Origin of the sequence: Sulfitobacter sp. SK012, from assembly GCF_003352085.1 — a bacterium.
Classification (GTDB): Bacteria; Pseudomonadota; Alphaproteobacteria; order Rhodobacterales; family Rhodobacteraceae; genus Sulfitobacter.
Genome location: NZ_CP025804.1, coordinates 2,590,503 through 2,606,532 on the forward strand (window position 1 = coordinate 2,590,503; position 16,030 = coordinate 2,606,532).

At 55.7% G+C, this 16,030-nt stretch carries 15 protein-coding genes; 11 read left to right on the forward strand and 4 right to left on the reverse strand.

Translation table 11 applies throughout. The features are described 5' to 3' along the window. The first annotated feature begins 278 nt into the window (after positions 1-278). Positions 279-758: a c-type cytochrome gene (locus C1J03_RS12675; RefSeq protein ID WP_162798533.1), complete on the forward strand. Its 480-nt coding sequence runs from the start codon at positions 279-281 to the stop codon at positions 756-758. 6 nt (positions 759-764) lie between these two features. Further along, on the forward strand, positions 765-1,655 hold the full coding sequence (locus tag C1J03_RS12680; protein WP_114886932.1) for a cytochrome c: 891 nt from the start codon (positions 765-767) through the stop codon (positions 1,653-1,655). A 28-nt stretch (positions 1,656-1,683) separates the two neighbouring features. Here the strand turns inward: C1J03_RS12680 and lipA are convergent, their stop codons facing one another. Further along, on the reverse strand, positions 1,684-2,637 hold the full coding sequence (gene lipA / locus C1J03_RS12685) for a lipoyl synthase (RefSeq protein ID WP_114886933.1): 954 nt from the start codon (positions 2,635-2,637) through the stop codon (positions 1,684-1,686). A gap of 218 nt (positions 2,638-2,855) precedes the next feature. Here lipA and katG point away from each other — a divergent pair, with 218 nt between their 5' ends. Beyond that, on the forward strand, positions 2,856-5,045 hold the full coding sequence (gene katG, locus C1J03_RS12695) for a catalase/peroxidase HPI (protein WP_114886935.1): 2,190 nt from the start codon (positions 2,856-2,858) through the stop codon (positions 5,043-5,045). A 72-nt stretch (positions 5,046-5,117) separates the two neighbouring features. Here the strand turns inward: katG and C1J03_RS12700 are convergent, their stop codons facing one another. Both C1J03_RS12700 and C1J03_RS12705 read right to left on the reverse strand, forming a co-directional pair. Next, positions 5,118-5,573, reverse strand: a complete 456-nt coding sequence (locus tag C1J03_RS12700) for a hypothetical protein (RefSeq protein WP_114886936.1) — start codon at positions 5,571-5,573, stop codon at positions 5,118-5,120. Positions 5,574-5,709: 136 nt separating this feature from the next. After that, positions 5,710-6,846, reverse strand: coding sequence for a DUF6456 domain-containing protein (locus C1J03_RS12705; RefSeq protein ID WP_114886937.1), 1,137 nt, complete (start codon positions 6,844-6,846; stop codon positions 5,710-5,712). 251 nt (positions 6,847-7,097) lie between these two features. Between C1J03_RS12705 and C1J03_RS12710 the strand changes: the two genes are divergently transcribed. Both C1J03_RS12710 and C1J03_RS26080 read left to right on the forward strand, forming a co-directional pair. Next, entirely contained in the window at positions 7,098-7,313 is a 216-nt protein-coding gene (locus tag C1J03_RS12710) for a DUF6477 family protein (RefSeq protein WP_368073897.1), read from the forward strand. Then, positions 7,300-7,392, forward strand: a complete 93-nt coding sequence (locus tag C1J03_RS26080) for a DUF6477 family protein (RefSeq protein WP_368073898.1) — start codon at positions 7,300-7,302, stop codon at positions 7,390-7,392. Before C1J03_RS12710 ends, C1J03_RS26080 begins: the two co-directional genes overlap by 14 nt. A 17-nt stretch (positions 7,393-7,409) precedes the next feature. Here the strand turns inward: C1J03_RS26080 and C1J03_RS12715 are convergent, their stop codons facing one another. After that, positions 7,410-8,951 carry a trimethylamine methyltransferase family protein gene (locus tag C1J03_RS12715; protein WP_114886938.1) on the reverse strand — a complete coding sequence of 514 codons (1,542 nt, stop codon included), beginning with the start codon at positions 8,949-8,951 and terminating at the stop codon, positions 7,410-7,412. Between the two features lie 202 nt (positions 8,952-9,153). Between C1J03_RS12715 and guaA the strand changes: the two genes are divergently transcribed. From guaA to C1J03_RS12745, 6 genes are all read left to right on the forward strand, one after another. After that, positions 9,154-10,716 carry a glutamine-hydrolyzing GMP synthase gene (gene guaA / locus C1J03_RS12720; protein ID WP_114886939.1) on the forward strand — a complete coding sequence of 521 codons (1,563 nt, stop codon included), beginning with the start codon at positions 9,154-9,156 and terminating at the stop codon, positions 10,714-10,716. Between the two features lie 57 nt (positions 10,717-10,773). Next, positions 10,774-11,655, forward strand: coding sequence for a DMT family transporter (locus tag C1J03_RS12725; protein WP_114886940.1), 882 nt, complete (start codon positions 10,774-10,776; stop codon positions 11,653-11,655). A gap of 106 nt (positions 11,656-11,761) precedes the next feature. Beyond that, a complete protein-coding gene (locus C1J03_RS12730) occupies positions 11,762-12,904 on the forward strand; it encodes an OmpP1/FadL family transporter (RefSeq protein WP_114886941.1) in 1,143 nt (380 codons plus the stop codon). Positions 12,905-13,196: 292 nt separating this feature from the next. Continuing rightward, positions 13,197-14,045, forward strand: a complete 849-nt coding sequence (locus tag C1J03_RS12735) for an ATPase (protein ID WP_114886942.1) — start codon at positions 13,197-13,199, stop codon at positions 14,043-14,045. Positions 14,046-14,143: 98 nt separating this feature from the next. Next, on the forward strand, positions 14,144-15,061 hold the full coding sequence (gene metA / locus C1J03_RS12740) for a homoserine O-acetyltransferase MetA (RefSeq protein ID WP_114886943.1): 918 nt from the start codon (positions 14,144-14,146) through the stop codon (positions 15,059-15,061). Beyond that, positions 14,997-16,022, forward strand: a complete 1,026-nt coding sequence (locus tag C1J03_RS12745) for an alpha/beta fold hydrolase (protein ID WP_114886944.1) — start codon at positions 14,997-14,999, stop codon at positions 16,020-16,022. The genes metA and C1J03_RS12745 overlap by 65 nt, the downstream gene beginning before the upstream one ends. Positions 16,023-16,030 lie beyond the last annotated feature (8 nt).

The window sequence follows — 16,030 nt, forward strand, 5'->3', positions numbered from 1 at the left end:
TGCGCGCGAAACGTTGGGTTCAAAACCCGCCTTCAACGCGGCGGATCATCCTTATTTTTGTGGTGGTTGTACTGGCTGGTGCAATTTTTGGGGCTGAGTATGTGGGATGGTGGCCTGATTGGGCCACATCCGAGCGGGTACGGTTTCGACCCTGACGATGCATCCTTCAGTGCACCCGGCATTTCACCTGCAAATTTCACGGAAATGTTTGCATAAACTGCGGGGTCTCATGCTACGCTTTGATGCAAGGCTACTTTTTTCAGATCAGGGAGAAAATCATGAACAAATTATTGCGCACGGCAGCCGCTATCGGAGTTGGGTTGGCGATCGTCTCAACGACCGCAGTTGCGGATGGTCACGACAAAGCAGCTGCAGCTGCTGTAGGCGCGCGTAGTGCTCAGATGGGTCTCGTCGCCTATCACACGGGAATTTTGGGCGGGATGGCTGGTGGCAAAGTGCCGTATGACGCTGAAGTCGCCAAAGCTGCGGCAACGAACCTTCATGCCGCCGCCTCGTTGGCTCGGGTGACAATGTGGGTTGCTGGCACAGAACAAGGGGCGGTTCCGGGCTCACGTGCCAAGGCTGAAATCTGGAGTGATGCTGCTGGATTCGAAGAAAAATTTGCCATGCTTGAAAAAGCGTCAGCCGACATGATCGATGCCGCAGGCACCGATTTGGATTCGCTGAAAGCCGGCATGGGTGCGGTTGGTGGTACCTGCAAAGCTTGCCACGAAGCATACCGCGGTCCGCGTAACTAAGCGGCCATGGCAAAGTTCGTCAGATCAATTGCTGGACTTGCGGTGATTGCAGCCGGGGTGGGATGGGTCTTGACCGGCCCTGCCCCGCTGGATGCCGCATTTGTGGATATTCCCCAAGGGGATCTGGCGGCAGGCCAGCAAGTGTTTGCTGCGGGAGGATGTGCGTCTTGCCATGCTGCCCCCGGGGCCGAAGGCGACGCAAAATTGGTGCTTGCTGGCGGGACGGCCTTTCCCAGCGAATTCGGGACATTTTATGCCCCCAATATCTCGCCCGATCCGGAGGCTGGTATCGGGGCCTGGAGCTTTGAGGAGTTCGCCTTGGCACTGACCCAGGGCGTATCACCGCAAGGTAAGCACTATTACCCGGCATTCCCCTACACCGCCTATAGCCAAATGCAGCCAACGGATGTGGCAGATTTATTCGCCTATATCTCGCAATTGCCAAGTGATGGCACCGCCAGCAAAAAGCATGACGTGGGTTTCCCCTTTAACATCCGAAGAGCGGTTGGTGGGTGGAAACTGCTTTATATGCCGAGTGATTTTGTGATCAGCGGTGATCTTGATCCAGAGGTCGCGCGCGGCCGCTATCTTGTCGAAGCTTTGGCGCATTGCGGAGAATGTCACACGCCACGCTCCGCTCTTGGTGGGCTGAAACGTGGCCAATGGTTGGCGGGCGCGCCCAATCCCTCTGGCAAGGGCAAAATCCCGAATATCACCCCCGCTGAGCATAAGTGGTCGGCCGACGAATTGGTCACTTATTTCACCAGTGGCTTTACGCCAGAATATGACAGCGCAGGCGGTGAGATGGCGGAGGTAGTGAGCAACCTTGCGCAATTGCCAGACGCAGACCGAGCGGCAATAGCTGCATATATCAAAGCGCTACCAACAAGCGACTAGGCCCGTATCAGCAAGGCAACCAAGTAGGTTACGCGATGCCCAATTTGCGTTTCCGCGCCTCACGTAGGCGGGCAAAATCATCGCCAGCGTGATAGCTTGATCTGGTCAGCGGCGTCGCAGAAACCATCAAGAACCCTTTGCCATACGCCGCCTTTTCGTAGGCCGCGAATTCATCCGGATGCACAAAGCGGTCGACCCGGTGGTGTTTGGGTGTCGGCTGTAAATACTGTCCGATTGTCAGGAAATCGATGTCGGCCGCGCGCATGTCTTCCATAACCTGCACAACGGCCTGCCGCTCTTCGCCCAACCCGACCATAATGCCGGATTTGGTGAACATTGACGGGTCCAGTTCCTTAACCCGCTGCAACAGGCGCAACGAATGGAAATAGCGCGCGCCGGGGCGTACTTCGGGGTAAAGGCCGGGTACCGTTTCAAGGTTATGGTTGAACACATCGGGCCGCGCCTCGACCACCTGCTCCAGCACGGATGGGTCACAGCGGATAAAGTCGGGCGTCAGGATTTCGATTGTGGTGCCAGGGCTGCGGTGACGAATGGCCCTAATGGTTTGAGCAAAATGCTCGGCCCCGCCGTCCTCAATATCGTCGCGGTCCACGGAGGTGATAACAACGTGTTTCAGCCCCAGTTTGGACACGGCATCGGCCACACGGCCCGGCTCAAACGCATCCAACGCTTCGGGCGGTTTGCCGGTCGCAATGTTGCAAAACGTGCAAGCGCGGGTACAAACTTCGCCCATGATCATCATGGTGGCATGTCCTTGCGACCAACATTCGCCAACGTTGGGGCACCCTGCCTCTTCGCAGACTGTAACCAGTTTATTTTCGCGCATAATCCGCGCTGTATCAGCATAGCCCTTGCCGCCGGGGGCTTTGACCCTGATCCAGCTGGGTTTCTTGGGCTGCGGATTATCCGGGCGGCGCGCCTTTTCGGGGTGGCGTTGCTCGGGAATTTTAAGATCGCGCATGGGCCAAACCTTTTCTAAGCTATGTGTTCTATATAGCAGCGAATTTCGCGGCGCAAAGGCCTGTCACAGCATTGCAGGTCTGCGCCGAAAACAGAACTCACAGATATTTGTCGTTGAACTTGGCGGCGCAGACATTAGAACGGTTCTAACAGCGCTGTTTTTGGCGTTGGACCAAAAAAGGCGCTACCCTGTGCCTTAAACAACCAGACGGAGATAACATGGCCGGCGATGCAAAATGCCCCGTAGCGGGAAAGAAATATCACGTAAGCAATCGTGACTGGTGGCCCAACCAGCTTAATATTTCAGTGCTGCACCAGCACGGCGCAAAGTCCAACCCGATGGGCGATGATTTTAACTATGCCGAAGCTTTCAAGGCGTTGGATTTGGCCGCCGTCAAGAAAGACCTCTATGCATTGATGACCGACAGCCAAGACTGGTGGCCGGCGGATTACGGGCATTACGGTCCCTTCTTTATCCGTATGGCGTGGCACAGTGCCGGCACCTACCGCACGGCAGACGGCCGTGGTGGTGGCGGGTCAGGCAACCAACGTTTTGCGCCGCTCAACAGCTGGCCAGATAACGGCAACCTCGACAAAGCGCGCCGCCTGTTGTGGCCGATCAAACAAAAATACGGCAATGCGCTCAGCTGGGCGGATTTGTTCATCCTAACCGGCAACTGCGCTATCGAATCGATGGGCGGCAAGACATTTGGTTTTGGCGGCGGTCGTGAAGATATCTGGGCCCCCGAAGATGATGTGTACTGGGGTTCCGAGACCGAATGGCTGGCAACCAGCGACAATCCAAATTCGCGCTACTCTGGTGAGCGTGACATGGAAAACCCGCTTGCTGCTGTCCAGATGGGCCTGATCTACGTCAATCCTGAAGGACCAGACGGCAATCCAGATCCAGTCGCATCAGGCTTTGACATCCGTGACACTTTTGCGCGCATGGCGATGAACGACGAAGAGACTGTGGCATTGGTTGCTGGCGGTCATACCTTTGGCAAGGCGCATGGTGCGGGTGATCCCGAGCTGGTTGGTGCCGATCCTGAGGGGGGTGCCATTACCGATCAGGGGCTTGGTTGGCTCAATGATTTTAAATCCGGCAAGGGCGTTCACACCACAACCAGTGGCGTTGAAGGACCTTGGACGCCAACACCAACCACATGGGACATGACCTATTTTGATGTTCTGTTCGGCTATGAGTGGGAGCTGACAAAAAGCCCCGCTGGTGCGCAGCAATGGCAAGCCAAGGCGTTGGGTGACGATGACCACGCGCCGCAGGTTGACGGCTCAGGCACGGTGCCTTTGATGATGACCACCGCCGATATGGCGATGCGCATGGACCCGGCATACGAAAAAATCGCGCGCCATTTCCACCAAAACCCTGAAGCGTTTGCCGATGCTTTTGCCCGCGCTTGGTTCAAGCTGACACACCGCGACATGGGGCCGCGCCCGCGCTACCTTGGGTCCGAAGTGCCCAGCGAAGAGTTGATCTGGCAAGACGTTGTGCCCGCGGTTGATCATGCCTTGGTTGATGGCGCGGACGTCACAGCACTTAAGGCCAAGCTTTTGGCCAGCGGCTTGAGCGTTTCGGACCTTGTGCGGACCGCTTGGGCATCGGCCTCGACCTACCGCGGCTCAGACATGCGCGGTGGTGCCAATGGTGCGCGGATCCGTCTAGCTCCGCAAAAAGATTGGGAAATCAACAGCCCGTCCGATTTGGCGCGGGTTCTGAAGGTGCTGGAAGGCATTCAGTCTGCCTTCAACGGTGCTCAAAGCGGCGGCAAGAAAATCTCGCTCGCCGATCTGATCGTTCTTGGTGGTGTTGCGGCGATTGAAAAATCCGCAGCTGATGGCGGGCACAGCGTGGACGTACCGTTCACACCAGGCAGAACGGACGCAACAGCAGAGCAGACGGATGCAGAGTCCTTTGATGTTATGGAGCCGATCGCAGATGGTTTCCGCAACTACCAAAAGGGAACCTACAGCCTGACGCCTGAAGAATTGCTGATCGACAAGGCGCAATTGCTCACGTTGACCGCACCCGAACTGACAGTGTTGATGGGCGGTATGCGTGTGCTTGGGGCGAATTGGGACGGCTCTGAAAAGGGTGTACTGACCGAGCGTCCTGGCGTGCTGAGCAACGACTTTTTCGTCAACATGGCCGACATTCAAACCGAATGGAAACCCACATCAGAGGCAGAAGACGCCTTTGAGGGGCGTGACCGCGCGACGGGTGACGTAAAGTGGACAGCAAGCCGGGTTGATCTGGTCTTTGGGTCCAACTCGCAATTGCGCGCGTTGGTCGAGCTTTATGGTCAGAACGACGGTGAAGCGAAGTTTATCCGCGACTTTGTTAAAGCTTGGGACAAGGTGATGATGGCAGATCGGTTCGATCTAGCTTAATCGATCACATCCCAAAAAACGAAAAAGAGGCATCCGCGTGGTGCCTCTTTTTTTGTTCAGCTCCTGTGGGCCTTATTGCCACCAATGCGGCCCGCGATGGCGTCTCAGCCAGCCACCGACGCTCCAATTATCGCGGTGGATCAGCAAAATCAGCGCAATAAATGCACCCATCACTGCCAAATCTATCACTTGATTGCGATGGATTGGAAAGCCTTTGGCGCTGAGCGCAAAGGGGTCAAAAAAACCATCCCACCGCCGCGTCAATGTATAGAAATGCATGATCGCCAAGCCGCCGTAGCTAAAGATCCTAAACAGTCCCAAGGCCGCAAGCACGCAGAGCGCAATCTGAACTGCTGCTACAGTATAGATTTGGGTGAAGCTGACCTCGACGCCATCAAAGTTCTTGGCGAGGAATTGATATTGCTTGGGCGTGATAATCTTATGGGCAGCCCACAGAAAAATAAACCACGCCAGTCCCAATCGCAGGATCAGTGTGGCGGCGCCGTCGCGGTGGTCTTGAGCGGTCATGGGCAATCCTCTTTTCACCCGCTTTACGCCAAAAATACTGCTGCTGTCCCGCGTTACACGGCAATGTGACGAAAAAAACGGCGCATTCGGGAGGAAGAATGCGCCGTTTTGTTACAAGGATATCAGGGGACGTGATCTATCCGATCATCGGCCCGCCCGGCCCCGTTGTCTCGTCATAGTGCTGCTTGAGCCGCATTAATGCGATCCGCAGCACGATTTTGCCGGACCGCGCCGACCAACCAAGGCGCTTTTCCGCAGTCTCCAACCCTTCGAGATGGCAACAACAGCGCAGCACAACATCGGCCAAACCCGGTCCCAAATCGCGTAAGGCATTTGCTACTCGGGCTCGGGCATCTGACGGGCCCGTCGGGCCACTGCCCCCCACGCCGCCGCCATTTCCCGGCGCGGTCAAAAACCGGTCCCAGTCTTGGGCAACACGCTGGCCCATTTGCGACAGCTCGAAATCTTCGCGCAGCCGCTCGCCGACATGCACCAAATCATCGTTCAGAAATGGGCTTCCGTCTTTGTCGCGGCGCCGTGCAAGTGCCGTCAGCGGGCTTTCTGCAATGCTATAGCGCATCCGCCGACGCGGTTGCGGTGCGCCCACATCTGTCTCTGGGGCTGGATCAAAGGGCGTTTGCGCATCCGCAAACCCGTTCCCGCCCGTCTTGCGTGCCTGCGCGCTTTCCATTTTTGCCATCATATCCGTCAACGCACTGCGGCCCTTGGCGGTGATCTTGTATCGCGTGATACGCCCGACCGCGTTTGACGCAATCCAGCCTTTCAGCGCCATCGCCTCTGCCACAGCGCAGTCCACCACGGCAGTTCGGGTGCTGATGCCGGCTGCACCATCACGGACGACAACGGCTTTTTCCATCTCTGCGGCGACGGCCAGAACGGCTCCGCTTTCGCATAGTCGTCGCAGAATACGGGTCGATTCTTGGTTTAGGGTTCCAGCATCCAGTGGTGGTTCAATAGGCGAAGTGTGCTTTGTCATACGTGGATAATCCCCTGTCGATAGTTTGGATTTGTCGTTGCCTTGCAAGGCCCCCAAGCTCCGCAAGGCGGCGTCGACCAATGGGTCATCGCGCCTTGTTTCAACTCGGCGTATCTGGCGCAGGATGGTAGACGCATGACAGCCGCCTTCGCGCGCAAGTGCGCGGATGGAGGTGCCGGTCTCGGTATGTGCGAGATAATTCTTAACGCTCAACGGCACCCAATGAGGAAGTGTCCCATTGTTATTTTGCCCCTGCCCCCTCGAAACCACACCCATACCCGTCAAACCTTGCTCTACAAACCTGTCCCCAGACTTATCCACTGAGTTATTAACACAACCTAAGAATGCATTGGTTACTCATTGGTTAATATCTTGGCCTCCGGTAATCATTGTTTCTAAATGATAAACATTGGTGAAGCCGCCGTGCGCCATTTATAGCCAACACGCAACACACGCCATAGTTGTGTCACATTGTTGTCAACGGGTCCGAGTCGCGGCCCGGCAAACCGCAAACGAGGTACCAACGAATGCAAGACTTGTTCACAATGCTAAACACCCTGCAACGCCCCCGGATCCTGATGCGTGCCGCTCGAATTGGCGCGCAGGATTACCGCCGCACAGCCCATCTGCCACGGCTATTGGGATACGGCACAGTGCCTCGGCATGGCACAGCGTTGATGAAGTTGATTGAACTAGAGGCGGAACTGGAAACAGACCGCACTGCCACGGATGCGTGGTTATAGCCTGATCCGTCATGTAGATGTTTTGATCGCAGTCGTCGGCGAAGCCCGTGAACTCCGCGCGGCCCAAGCGGTCGCTTAACCCGCAGAGGCCCGACGCTACATAAAGCTGTCGGGCTCTGCTGCTTTTCTCTCCGCAACAAACGCGTCCAGCGCCTCGCGCTTAATCGGATCAAGGGCCGGTTGCTGGTAAGTCGCGAGCAGCTTTTCCACCCTCAAGGATGCGAGGGTTTGTGTATCGCGTGCACCCTCGTCTTCCCAAGTCTCGAAGGGTTTGTAATCAAGCAGGTCAGATTTCCAGAACGCTTCTTTGAAATTCGCTTGGGTATGATCGCAGCCAAGGTAATGCCCGCCGGGTCCAACTTCGCGGATTGCATCCATTGCCTGCGCATTATCGTCCATCGAAATACCCTTGGCCAAATGGTGCAGCGTGCCAAGCTGATCGGCGTCCATCACGAACTTCTCAAACGAGCTGACCAGCCCACCCTCAAGCCAACCACAGGAGTGCAGCATAAAGTTCACACCAGCCAAAAGACCCATGTTAAGGCTATTGGCCGTTTCATATGCCGCCTGCGCATCGGGCAGTTTTGAACCGCAGAACGATCCGGCCGAGCGGAACGGCAGGTTCATGCGCCGTGCCAACTGACCTGCACCATATGTAATATGCGCGGCCTCAGGTGTGCCAAATGTCGGCGCGCCAGAATTCATATCGATGGACGTCACAAAAGCACCAAAAATCACCGGCGCACCTTTGCGCAACAGCTGGGAATAGGCGATCCCTGCCAATACTTCCGCCATCACTTGGGTCAATGTGCCCGCCACGGAGACAGGTGCCATCGCGCCACCTACGATAAAGGGCGAAATGATGCAGGCCTGATTGTTTTTGGCGTAAACTTCCAGTGAGCCCATCATCACATCATCAAAAGTCATCGGTGAGTTGATGTTGATCAGCGACGTCATCACAGTGTTTTGCTGAACAAACTCTTCGCCAAACAGAACACCACACATGTCGACGCTATCTTGGGCACGAGATGGTTCGGTCACGGACCCCATGAATGGCTTGTCGCTCAACGTCATGTGGGCGTGCAGCATATCAAGGTGGCGCTTGTTAACGGCGACATCCGTGGGTTCGCACACGGTACCCCCAGAATGGTGCAGCCATTTGGACATATAACCAAGCTTCACGAATTTGCTAAAATCATCCATCGTAGCATAGCGACGACCACCTGCAGCATCGCGCACAAATGGCGGTCCATAAACCGGTGCCAGCACGAGGTTTCTGCCGCCTACAACCACATTGCGCTCAGGGTTGCGCGCATGCTGGGTATAGCTCGACGGTGCCGTTTTACACAGCTCGCGGGCAAGGCCCTTCGGGATGCGGACACGTTCACCTTCAACGATGGCTCCAGCGGCGCGCCAAAGCTCCAGCGCGCGGGGGTTATCGAGAAAGTTAACGCCGATCTCTTCGAGCACCTGATCCGCGTTGGCCTCGATGATCTCAAGCGCTTCGTCGTTTAAGATTTCGAAGTTTGGGATATTGCGCTCAATATACCGTGCGGTTTCAAAGGATACCGCTGTCCGCTCTGCGCGCCGTGCGGCCCCACCGCCTCCGCGACCTCGACGTGTTGCTGCCTCTGCCATAGCTTTATCCCTCGACGCCTGAATGTTGTTGTCTGACTAACCTACCTTGCCAGCTCCCTTCGCGCGGATTGCGCCCCGTGGGGGAGAAAAGCGACATGCCGCAGCATCAATGTGCCGTTTGCGGCATCAAATCCTGATCATCTCAGCCCAACATTGCCCATCCGCTCTTGCCCCGGGAGCGGCTGCGGCATAATCAGAGCGCATGACACAAATATCCCATGATCGCCTTCTCATCATCGACTTTGGCAGCCAGGTTACGCAGCTGATTGCGCGCCGCCTGCGTGAGCTAAATGTCTATTGCGAGATTCACCCCTTCAATGTTGTTACTGAAGCGTTTCTGACCGATTTCGCCCCCAAGGCGGTAATCTTGTCAGGCGGCCCTGCGTCAGTCTTTGCCGAGGGCGCGCCGATGCCGCCAGCCGGCGTTTTTGATCTGGGCGTACCCGTGCTTGGCATTTGTTATGGCCAGCAGGTGATGATGCATTGCCTCGGCGGCAAAGTGGAACGCGGCCATGGCACCGCTGAATTTGGCCGTGCCTACGTTACGCCATCTCAGGACAAGCTGGACCTGCTGGACGGTTGGTTTGAAGCTGACCGCGAACAGGTCTGGATGAGCCACGGCGATCATGTCAGCAAGCTTGCCCCCGGGTTTGAAGTCTACGGCACCTCCCCTAACGCGCCGTTTGCGATCACGGCAGATATCTCGCGCAATTTCTTTGCCGTGCAATTTCATCCAGAAGTGCATCACACCCCTAACGGCGCGCGCCTTTATGAGAATTTCATACGCATTGCCGGGTTCACGGGCGACTGGACCATGGGTGCCTACCGCGAAGAAGCCATTGCGCGCATCCGCGAACAGGTGGGCGATTCTAAGGTCATCTGTGGTCTGTCTGGTGGGGTCGATAGCTCGGTAGCCGCCGTTCTGATCCACGAGGCGATTGGTGATCAACTGACCTGTGTGTTTGTCGACCACGGACTGCTGCGCAAAGACGAGGCACCAGAAGTGGTTAAGATGTTCCGCGACCACTACAATATGCCTTTGATCCATGCTGACGAACAGGAGTTGTTCCTTGGTGAGCTTGATGGCGTAAGTGACCCGGAAACCAAGAGAAAGATTATCGGCAAGCTCTTTATTGACGTGTTCCAGAAACATGCAAAAGAGGTCGGAAATGCCAAATTTCTCGCTCAGGGCACATTGTATCCTGATGTGATTGAGAGCGTCTCGTTCTCAGGCGGCCCTTCGGTCACGATCAAAAGCCACCATAACGTCGGTGGATTGCCCGAAAAGATGGGTCTCAAGCTTGTTGAACCGCTGCGAGAGTTGTTCAAAGACGAAGTACGCGCATTGGGGCGTGAATTGGGACTGCCGACAAGTTTCATTGGCCGCCACCCCTTTCCGGGTCCCGGCCTTGCGATCCGTTGTCCGGGCGAAATCACACGGCCCAAGCTCGAGATCCTGCGCGAAGCTGACGCCGTTTATATCGACCAGATCCGCAAGCACGGGCTCTATGACGAAATCTGGCAGGCGTTTGTAGCGATCCTGCCTGTGCGCACGGTCGGCGTTATGGGCGACGGGCGCACCTATGATTTTGCCTGCGCCTTGCGGGCGGTGACTTCAGTGGACGGCATGACGGCGGATTATTATCCGTTCAGCCACGAATTCCTGGGTGAGACAGCCACACGTATCATCAACGAAGTTCCCGGTATCAATCGCGTGACTTATGACATTACCTCAAAACCACCTGGCACTATTGAGTGGGAATGAGGGTCCAATAAAATCTAGTCCTTCGGAGGGGATCTTGAACCAACTGGAGGCCAGCTCATGAGCACGACCGTTCGTGCCGCCCTTTGGATGCTAGGGGCAATTTTTTCGTTTTCCTGTATGGCCGTGGCTGGCCGCCTATTGGCCGAACGCCACGACACGTTTGAGATTATGATGTACCGCAGCGCCTTTGGTGCGGTGATTGTGATCGCCGTCGCTTGGGCCACGGGCGCTTGGCGGCAAATCAGTCGTCAGCAACTGGGTCTGCATTTTGTCCGTAACTTGGCGCATTTTACCGGACAGAACCTGTGGTTCTATGCCTTAACGATAATCCCGCTCGCGCAGCTGTTTGCCTTGGAGTTCACCTCGCCTTTGTGGGTGATCTTGTTAGCCCCACTTGTTCTAGGCGAAAAACTGACCCGTTTGCGGGCGCTGGCGGCGGCCATGGGATTCGTCGGTATCCTGATCGTGGTGCGGCCCAATATTGACGCGTTGAACTCCGGGGTTTTCACTGCAGCAGGCTCGGCCATTTTCTTTGCGCTGTCGATTATGCTGACAAAACGCCTGACCCGGAAGCAGTCGATTACCAGTATTCTGTTCTACCTAACCACCATGCAGTTGGTATTTGGCATGATCGCGGCGGGTTATGACGGCCACGTGGTTTGGCCAAATGCCTGGAGCTTGCCGTATCTTGTTGGGGTCGGTGCTGCGGGTCTACTGGCGCATTATTGTCTGACCAATGCACTGGCGATTGCCCCGGCGACGGTTGTCGCACCGATCGATTTTCTGCGCCTGCCAGCCATTGCGGTGGTGGGCATGCTGCTCTTTGGCGAAGCACTCGATGTTTGGGTGTTTGTTGGCGCAGCGGTGATTTTTGCGGCCAATTACATAAACATATGGCGCGAAACGCGTGTTACAACCCCCGACCTGACGAAACTGTGACGTTAGGGCACAATCAAATACTGACCCTGCGTCACGAATTGCTTTGAAACCCCGTTTAATGCCTAAGGTTTCGAATAACGATTTGAGTTTGTCGGGGGGACAACAAATGAAAAAGAAGCTACTCGCATCCGTTGCGTTTTCTCTTAGCGCGTACACAGCACAAGCTGGTGGTCTAGACCGTTCTGGTCAGGACATTGGTATCATCTTCGAGTCTGGCAACCTGTTCGAGCTTTCATTTGGTCTGGTAAACCCCAGCCTTACTGGCGTCGAGAACGGCAGCACGTTGACGACGAATGATATTGGCAACGTAGCCGATAACTTCAGCGTACTCAGCGCTGGCCTGCGCTACAAAATTAACGAAAAGCTCTCAGTGGCGTTGATTGTCGACGAGCCTTATGGATCCGACATTAACTATCCCGGTGATAGCGCAGTAACTGCGTTGGGCGGCACACAAGCTATTGTGGACAGCATCGCGCTGACTGCTTTGGCCCGTTACAAGTTCAACAACAACTGGAGCGCGCATGGTGGTATCCGCTATCAAGAGATTGAAGCGGATGTTGTTTTGGGCGGCAATGCATATGGCCCGCTGAATGGCTACCGTGCGGAGTTTGATTCCGAAGGTGCATTTGGTTTCGTCGTTGGCGCGGCATTCGAAAAGCCAGAAATCGCCTTACGTGTCTCGCTGACATACAGCTCCAAGATCACGCATGACTTGCCCACCAAAGAAACCATCGGCGGCAATCCCGTTGCACTGCCTGGTGTGACCGAAGTTGTCGCCCCCGAGAGCCTTAATCTGGAATTCCAAACCGGTATTGCCAAGGATACTCTGGTCTTTGGCTCCATTCGCTACGCCCGCTACAGCGACACAATTGTGTCACCAGCGTTTTTTGACTCCGTTGTGAACGGAGCCGATTCTGGCGACAGCCTGACAGACCTCGAAGACTCGACCGATATCGAGATTGGCTTTGCCCGTCGCTTTAACGACCAGTGGTCTGGTTCCATTGCCTTTGGGTACGAAAGCAGGGGCGAAGATGATCTCGTATCGCCATTGAACCCGAGAAATGGTGCGCAATATGTCTCTCTTGGCGCAAAATATCAGGTCAATGAACAAATCGCACTTAGTGGCGGCATTCGCTATACCATGCTGGGTGATGCGCAGCCGGAAACAGGCACACCGGACACCGCCCGGGCCAACTTTGATGATAACTCAGCCGTGTCTGCTGGGTTCAAGATCTCCTATTCGTTCTAAAACGATTTGGATTGAAGTTTTGGGGCCCGTCGCAACACTGCGGCGGGCCTTTTCGCATCTATCGCGAAACGAAGCCGCTAGGCCTCTTTGCATGACGGCTCAAGAACCATTTTGGCCCCCACTTAGCCGAACCGATGCTGCTGGAGATGATTTAGGGAAACAACGCCCCCTTCGGCTGACCCAGGCTTTGGCCTCCAGTCATTGGGGTTGATGGTGTTCACTAGGCGGGTCCTTGCGGTGTTGCGCCCGCGCGGCTAGGAAAGGCGGCAAGATTTCACAAGGATTCACCGCAATGCTCTATCCCGATGCCGCCGCGTGGCAGGCCGCCGCACACCGCAAGGTGCTGGTTTTTAGCATGTCGGGTCTGGGCAAGACGCATTTGGCGCATCTTTTGCGCGGCGAAGGCAATTGGTTTCACTATTCCATCGATTACCGCATTGGCACGCGCTATCTGGGTGAAACAATCATCGATAACGCAAAAGCAGAAGCGATGAAGGTGCCGTTCTTACGTGATCTTTTGTTAACCGACAGCATCTATATCGGCTCCAACATCACGTTTAACAACCTCAGCCCTGTCGCCACATGGTTGGGTAAACCCGGCGATCCGGACAAGGGCGGCCTGCCCATGGAGGAATACGCCCGCCGTCAGGGTCTATTTCGTGACGCAGAAATCGCGGCCCTGCAAGAGACCGCCCATTTCACCCAACGCGCACAGTCACTTTATGGCTATCCACATTTCATCTGCGATACGGGCGGATCGATTTGTGAGTGGATCACACCGGGGGATGATGCCGACCCGCTTTTGGCAGAGTTGGCAAAAAATGCACTTCTGATTTGGATCGAAGGGTCAGATGATCACACCCAAGAGCTGATCCGCCGCTTTGACCGTGCCCCAAAACCGATGGCCTACCAGCCCGCCTTTTTGGCCGATGCATGGGCGGAATACTTGATTGAAAACAACGTGGCAGAAGACAAAGTTGATCCAGATGCATTTGTGCGCTGGACCTTCGCACGAGCGCTGGCGCACCGCCAACCACGCTACGCAGACCTTGCGCGCCACGGCATTACCGTCACCGCGGATGAAGTGGCCGGCTTGACCTGCGAGGATGACTTTACCGCCCTTGTCTCAAGCAAACTTTAGGGCGCACGCAGCCGTGAAGCTGCGGGTCTTGAGCGATCCCACCCAAACCGCTATTTGAAACGCCATCCCTCACGACCCAGTAGGAGCCGACCCAAACCATGCCGATCAAGATTCCAGCCACCCTGCCCGCTTTTGACGTGCTCACCCGTGAAGGCGTGATGGTGTTGGATGAAGATATGGCACACCGGCAGGACATTCGGCCCCTACGGATCGCGCTCTTGAACCTGATGCCCAAGAAAATTCAGACGGAAAACCAATTTGCCCGTTTGATCGGTGCCACGCCTCTGCAAATCGAGCTGAGCTTGCTGCGGATGTCTGACCACCAGACCCGCAACACAACCGCAGCCCACATGGAGAGCTTTTATCAACCGTTTGAGGCCATTGAGAGCCAGAAATTTGACGGGCTGATCATCACAGGCGCACCGATTGAACATTTGGCTTTTCCGGACGTGACCTATTGGGATGAATTGCGCCGGATCATGGACTGGACCCAGACCAATGTGCACTCGACTTTTGGTGTTTGCTGGGGCGGCATGGCAATGATCAATCACTTTCACGGAGTCGACAAACATATGTTGGCCGAAAAGGCTTTTGGCTGTTTTCGGCACCAAAACTTGGCACCCGCTTCGCCGTATTTGCGCGGGTTTTCAGATGATTGCGTGATCCCAGTGTCGCGCTGGACCGAAATGAAGCAAGCCGAAGTTGACGCGGCCCCAGGCCTTACCACATTGCTGGGAAGCGAAGATGCAGGGCCATGCTTGGTTGAGGATGCCGATCACCGTGCACTCTATATTTTCAACCACTTTGAATACGACCGCGACACGCTGAAACAAGAATACGACCGTGACGTGGCCTCTGGCACGGCGATTAATGTGCCGGTGAACTACTACCCCGGTGATGATCCGAGCAAACCGCCGTTAAATCGTTGGCGCAGCCACGCGCATTTGCTTTATGGCAACTGGATCAACGAAATCTATCAATCCACGTCCTACGATCTTCAAGACATTGGCGCGTAAGACTTTGATACTACTTGCCCTTACTGTGGTAATAATCTTGGTGGTGCAGGTTTCAGCCACGCTTCGCGAACGCGCTGCCAACAGGGCTTATCCTCCCGTTGGCCAGATTGTTGAAGTCGACGGTACGCCGTTGCATGTGCTTATCCAAGGCAGCGGACCTGATCTGGTGTTGATCCACGGGGCCAGCGGCAACCTGCGAGATTTCACTCTAGATTTCGCTGATCGCCTGAGTGATCGTTACCGTGTCATCATGTTGGACCGTCCCGGCCTTGGCGCGACAGCGCGGTTGCCGGGATACGCCGGCGCTTGGACCGCCAGTTCCGAGAGCCCGCAAGAACAAGCCATCTTTTTGCAAAAAGCCGCCGATATCGTCGGTGTGCAGACCCCAATTGTTATGGGCCATTCTTATGGTGGTGCCGTCGCCCTCGCATGGGCGCTTGAACGGCCCGACGAAACCGCCGGACTTGTGCTGGTATCGGCGGTATCGAACCCTTGGCCCGGCAATCTTGGCTGGCTCTATACCGTGAATGGCTCAGCCGCAGGTGGTGCATTGGTTGTTCCGCTCATAACCGCATTTGTGCCCAACAGCCTTGTAGACAGCAATTTAGCTGCGATTTTCGCGCCGCAGGACGCCCCCGAAGGTTATGCTAATCATATCGGACCGGGCCTCACACTGCGCCGCAGCTCAATGCGAGCGAATGCGCAGCAGGTAAACTCACTGCGCCCTCACATCGTCGATATATCACAGGAATATAGCGCGTTAGAGATGCCTGTTGAGATCGTGCACGGCACTGCAGATACCATTGTGCCGATGGAAATCCACTCAGTTCCTCTATCTCAGCAGATTGTTGGTGCCGTCCTGACAAAGCTTGAGGGCATCGGCCACATGCCCCATCATGTCGTGCCTGATGCCGTGGTGGATGCCATTGACCGCGCGGCGACACGCGCGGGTTTGCGTTAATCGCATTA

Bases quoted from the DNA above. Each gene is read 5' to 3' on its own strand.
- C1J03_RS12675 (WP_162798533.1), top strand. From the start codon at position 279: ATGAACAAATTATTGCGCACGGCAGCCGCTATCGGAGTTGGGTTGGCG.
- C1J03_RS12680 (WP_114886932.1), top strand. From the start codon at position 765: ATGGCAAAGTTCGTCAGATCAATTGCTGGACTTGCGGTGATTGCAGCC.
- lipA (WP_114886933.1), bottom strand. From the start codon at position 2,637: ATGCGCGATCTTAAAATTCCCGAGCAACGCCACCCCGAAAAGGCGCGC.
- katG (WP_114886935.1), top strand. From the start codon at position 2,856: ATGGCCGGCGATGCAAAATGCCCCGTAGCGGGAAAGAAATATCACGTA.
- C1J03_RS12700 (WP_114886936.1), bottom strand. From the start codon at position 5,573: ATGACCGCTCAAGACCACCGCGACGGCGCCGCCACACTGATCCTGCGA.
- C1J03_RS12705 (WP_114886937.1), bottom strand. From the start codon at position 6,846: ATGGGTGTGGTTTCGAGGGGGCAGGGGCAAAATAACAATGGGACACTT.
- C1J03_RS12710 (WP_368073897.1), top strand. From the start codon at position 7,098: ATGCAAGACTTGTTCACAATGCTAAACACCCTGCAACGCCCCCGGATC.
- C1J03_RS26080 (WP_368073898.1), top strand. From the start codon at position 7,300: ATGCGTGGTTATAGCCTGATCCGTCATGTAGATGTTTTGATCGCAGTC.
- C1J03_RS12715 (WP_114886938.1), bottom strand. From the start codon at position 8,951: ATGGCAGAGGCAGCAACACGTCGAGGTCGCGGAGGCGGTGGGGCCGCA.
- guaA (WP_114886939.1), top strand. From the start codon at position 9,154: ATGACACAAATATCCCATGATCGCCTTCTCATCATCGACTTTGGCAGC.
- C1J03_RS12725 (WP_114886940.1), top strand. From the start codon at position 10,774: ATGAGCACGACCGTTCGTGCCGCCCTTTGGATGCTAGGGGCAATTTTT.
- C1J03_RS12730 (WP_114886941.1), top strand. From the start codon at position 11,762: ATGAAAAAGAAGCTACTCGCATCCGTTGCGTTTTCTCTTAGCGCGTAC.
- C1J03_RS12735 (WP_114886942.1), top strand. From the start codon at position 13,197: ATGCTCTATCCCGATGCCGCCGCGTGGCAGGCCGCCGCACACCGCAAG.
- metA (WP_114886943.1), top strand. From the start codon at position 14,144: ATGCCGATCAAGATTCCAGCCACCCTGCCCGCTTTTGACGTGCTCACC.
- C1J03_RS12745 (WP_114886944.1), top strand. From the start codon at position 14,997: ATGGCAACTGGATCAACGAAATCTATCAATCCACGTCCTACGATCTTC.